Raw genomic sequence first — 1,975 nt, 5'->3', positions numbered from 1 at the left:
TATTTACATCCTATGCTGAAAAATTGGGGTCACTATGGGGCAATTGAAAATTGATTTATATGACTATATGGATGAAAGTCTCTTCGATGACTTGATGGATCGATACGGATACTACGACTGGCTCAAAAGTATTGATGAAAAAATTGAGTCAATGAATGTGTTAAGCAGTCACCAAGAGACATTCATGTCAATGGCTAGAATGATTATATCGCAACAATCAAGGATTAATGCATTAGAGAAGTCCAATACTAAACAAACTGAACTGATTGCACTGATCGTTGAAGGGAAGGTCAAGAAAGTGACTAGAGATGGTAATAATTACGACTTTAGTGATTAGGTGCCCGGGAGGGGGGATGGTGATGAAGTGCTTTATTAACCAAAGCCCAAAAAAATTTATGAAAATATGGCTCTTACAGAATTTCATCCGTGTCTGAACTGAGATTCATTATTCATATAATTGGATATGACTTCAATAGCCAGTAATGGTGTAAGCAGGCATGACTTAATCCACAGGAAATATACTGCCCCAGGAATCATATTTTGACTTCTGGGGAGCTTTTTTGAAAAAGGAATGGTTAGGTGCTTCTTGGAAAAAAGTGGCTTCTGTGGGCTTTATTCAAATTCTTTATCAATACACAACAGTACCTCTATGAGATAACAATGCATATTAAGACAATAAAAAATCGTGTGCGTAAAATACTTAATAAACAGAATAAATATTATGCATATGTGCACATAGATAGAAGTGATAAAAATTTTACTGTTCAGATTAAGTTCTGTGAGGCCGCTCAGAAATCAAAACAAACGAGCTATAATGCATCATTAAATGAGTAACTGTGGTTCCTGTAATGAAAACAATGATTTTAGATTGCGTGGATGAGGAATATGCAAATGCTGCAAAGTATGTAGATTGGCCTGCAATAGCAAAAAAACTGAAGGAATACCCAGGGCTAATTAATACGAGTAGAGAAAGTGGATACACAGTACTGCATCATGTTGCCCACGCAGGCTTGCCTGTAAAAGTAGCGCAATTCCTTGTCGAATTAGGTGCATGGCGATCAGTCATGAATTACAAGGATGAGAAACCCATCGACGTCGCTATTCGCCGCAGACATAAGCATCTTATTGAAGTGCTTAAACCCAAGCTCTATTATCAAATTCCACCACAAGATCTGCTTAAAATACAATTGGTCTTTACTGAATTCATTAAAAAGTTGTGTCCAGATGAAACGAAAATTCTTCAACTTGGAGTATTATTTGAAACGAAACTACCCCAAGCAAATATATTTCTCCCAAAATGCGGGGGTACTGTAAAGATAAATTTTGTAAGTGTTAATCCACCATTTGATTATGTAGTAAATGGCTTTCCTTGTCTCAGAGTATATCCAAATGTTAATGATAAATATAATGTATACCATATATATACGAGCGGTTATGAAAAAGCCAAAATAATTCCTTCCCCATTTACAGATTAAGGTTGTGCACATGAATGAAATTGTGTTTAGGAATATGGCTAAAAAACGATTATATAAATTAATTATAATTCTAATCGTGAGTCTACTTATAATGTTTTTCGCATTTGAAATGAAACAATGGGTAAGTGATTCTTACGTATGGCAAGGAACTGTCATTAATATTATTTTTACTTCTCTCACAGTTATTGGGTTTGCAGTATTCTTATTTTCACTAATGTATATATATCTATGGTAGTCTGAGTACAATGTGGCTTTGTCAAATAGTAAGGAGTTTGATTTAGAGGGCATGATGAAGGGCGGTCACAATGTAATCGGACCTGTAATGGGAAGAACACGTCAAGCCAAGAATAATCTACGGTAGTTCAGACTGTATTTAAAAAGAAGTCAATCGAAGAAGAACTGCGAGACTGTAAATTAGTTTGTGTATCTGCTTATCATTAACCCCTACGGGAGATAAGCACGATGAACGAAAAAGAAATCCGAGCACTTGCCAACAAGAT

Annotated in this window: 2 protein-coding genes; both read left to right on the top strand. The window is 35.6% G+C overall.

Annotated elements, in window-relative coordinates; genetic code table 11:
• Nucleotides 1–34: 34 nt before the first annotated feature.
• Complete coding sequence (locus BOW51_RS10275) at nucleotides 35–337, top strand: hypothetical protein (RefSeq protein ID WP_078477631.1); 303 nt, start codon at nucleotides 35–37, stop codon at nucleotides 335–337.
• Nucleotides 338–848: 511 nt separating this feature from the next.
• Nucleotides 849–1,475 (top strand): ankyrin repeat domain-containing protein, encoded by a 627-nt coding sequence (locus BOW51_RS10270; RefSeq protein ID WP_135568252.1) that lies wholly within the window; start codon nucleotides 849–851, stop codon nucleotides 1,473–1,475.
• Nucleotides 1,476–1,975: the final 500 nt, after the last annotated feature.

The organism is Solemya elarraichensis gill symbiont (assembly GCF_002021095.1).
In the GTDB taxonomy this organism is placed as follows: Bacteria; Pseudomonadota; Gammaproteobacteria; order Chromatiales; family Chromatiaceae.
Note: the sequence above shows the minus strand (reverse complement) of the source record. Positions and strands in the feature narration are given on the sequence as shown.